Origin of the sequence: Allobosea sp. CER48 (assembly GCF_044752385.1) — a bacterium.
Classification (GTDB): Bacteria; Pseudomonadota; Alphaproteobacteria; order Rhizobiales; family Beijerinckiaceae; genus Allobosea.
In genome coordinates this window covers 1-2,398 of sequence record NZ_JBIWYK010000459.1, presented here as the reverse complement: position 1 = coordinate 2,398, position 2,398 = coordinate 1, and the positions used below count along the sequence as shown (strand labels likewise).

The 2,398-nt window shown below is 67.5% G+C and carries 2 protein-coding genes; both read right to left on the bottom strand.

Annotated features, from left to right (window positions below; translation table 11 throughout):
• Positions 1–1,386, bottom strand: a 1,386-nt coding sequence (locus ACIPIA_RS14335) for a GumC family protein (RefSeq protein WP_400510519.1), incomplete at its 3' end; no start/stop codon positions are given.
• Positions 1,387–1,410: 24 nt separating this feature from the next.
• Positions 1,411–2,398: endo-1,4-beta-xylanase (locus tag ACIPIA_RS14330; RefSeq protein WP_400510518.1), on the bottom strand; the 988-nt coding region annotated here is incomplete at its 5' end.

The window sequence follows — 2,398 nt, the reverse complement described above, 5'->3', positions numbered from 1 at the left end:
GCCCCCGCCGCCGATGGCGCCGATCAGCGCGAGCGTGCGCCGGCTGATGCCACTTCTCTCGAGCGGCGGCATCGCCGGGCTGATGATGCGGGCGTTGGTGGTATCGATGCCGCCGAGCTCGCCCGTTTCGCGCGCGCGCCGCAGGAAGGCATCATAGACCGCGCGCGAGGACTCGACCTCGCGTTCCAGCTCGCGCAGCTGCACCGATGCCCGGCCGGCGGCATATTGGTTGGTCGTGAGCTGGTCGACGCGCTGGGCAAGCAGGCGCTCCGCGTCCGCGGCGCGGTCATATTCGACCTTGGCCGCGCGTGCGATGCGGGCCAGCTCCTCCGCGATCTGCCGGCGGGCATCGCGAACCTGGGATTGGGCGGCACTCAACGACGGGTGGCGCGCACCCAGCGACGCGACGAGGTCGGCCTCCCGTGCCAGCGCGGCCCCGAGCTGGGCGCGCAGGGCCGTCATCGTGTTGGAGGCGACGGCTTCCGGAAAGGCGCCGGCCTCGATGCTCGAGGCGCGTGTCCCGGCGATCTGATCGTATTTCGCCTTCGCCTCGGTCGTTCGCGTCCGCGCCGCGACCAGCTGGGCAGCATTGAGGGAGAGTTGCTCCTCGCTCAGAGAGCGCCCGCCGATGCCGACTATATTGTTGGCTTCCTTGTATTTCTCCGCCTTTTCCTCGGCGACGCGCAGGCGGTTGCGCAGCTCTTCCAGGCGCCCCGTGAGCGCCGCCGTCGCGCGCTGCGCAGCCTCGGAGCGAATGGCGGCCTGATCGTCGAGATAGGCTTCGGCCAGGGCGTTGGCGATCCGTGCCGCCTTGGCGGGATCGCTCGCCGTAGCGGAAATATCGATGACGAAAGTCCGCTCGCCGCGGCGGATCGAAACATTCCGGTCGAGCGCCGCGAGGGAATAGAGCAGGGCATTCTGCGATGGCGCTGAATCGGCACCCCCGAGCAGGCGCGAGAAGAAACCGCGCGAGGCCCCACCGAAATCCGGATCCTTGTCGAGGCCGAGCCGCTCGACGACGCGCAACTTGATGCTGTCGGAGGCGATCACGCGCGCCTGGCTTTCGAGATAGCCGGTGATCGAGGCCGGGTCGCTGCCGACGGCATTGGGCGAGACATCGTTCTGCAACACCCGCAGGTCACGCGGGTCGATGAAGAGTTGCGCCGTCGAGACGTATTTCGGCGTCATCAAAAGGCCGGCGAGCACGGCCAGAAGCAGGCCGAGCAGCGTCATCAGCAGGATCAGCCCGCGCCGCGCCCACAGCGTCGACAGGATCCAGGCGGGATCGGCGAGGCGCTCGAGGCGCAGGGAGGCGAACGGGGACAGCCGCTCGGGACGCTCCGATGGCTCCTGACCTGCATTGGCAACGGGCTCGGTCGTGAACATGGGGCTAGGCTTCACTATCCGGCATCAGTACGCCCCGCTCCGGTAGCCCTCGAGAACGGCCATCATCGGTTTCGGCCGATAATCGGCATCCAGGGGCAAGGGCCGGGCCCGGGCTCCGTCCTTGCGAGGAAAGGTTTCGTGTATCCAGGAGTAGCGATCGCTGAGCCCCCAGGTGACGATTGCCTTGGGCCGCTTGGCCGCGCAGATCGCGCCGAGAAAGGACGCGACCAGCGACGCAGCGGCCGCATCGCGCTGGCCGGCATCGGCCGGCATCTTCCAGTCGATCACGTCGAGTTCGGTGATCTCGACATCGAGGCCGAGCGAATCGAGATCGCGCATGAAGCGCTGCAGCCCTTCGGTGTCGATGCGCTTCTCGGCATAGAGATGGGCCTGCATGCCGATGCCATGCACCGGTATGCCCTTGTCCTTGAGGCGCCGGCAGATATCGAGCGCGACCTTGCGGCGGGCGGCCGCACCTGGCTCACGCTCCTCGAAATGAAAATCGTTGAGGACGAGGCGCGCCTTCGGATCGGCACGCGCCGCCGTGCGGAAGGCGATCTCGACATGCTCCGGACCGAGCAGACGCTGCCAGATTGTGTCGCGATAGGGCTCGCCGGGTTGCGGATCGTATTTGATCACCTCGTTGACGACGTCCCAGGTCGCGATGCGCCCCCGGTAGCGGTCGACGACGATCTCGATGTGGTTGACGAGCTCGCGCTCGGCCTCCGCCCGCGTCGTCATCTCCTTTGCCCAGGCCGGCAACGCCTCGCCCCAGAGCAGCGTGTGCCCGCGCAGCGTCTTGCGGTTGGCCTCCGCGAAGGCGACGAGTTCGTCGGATCCGGAAAAGTCGAAGCGTGGCCGATCGTGCCGCAGCGCTTCCCATTTCAGATCGTTCATCGGCACGATCACGTCGCAATAGCGCTTCAGCGCCTCGCGATAGCGCATATCGCTCCGGAACGTGTCGATTTCGGCGGCCGAGCCGAGCGGAATCGGCGATGAGGCCGCGCCGGCG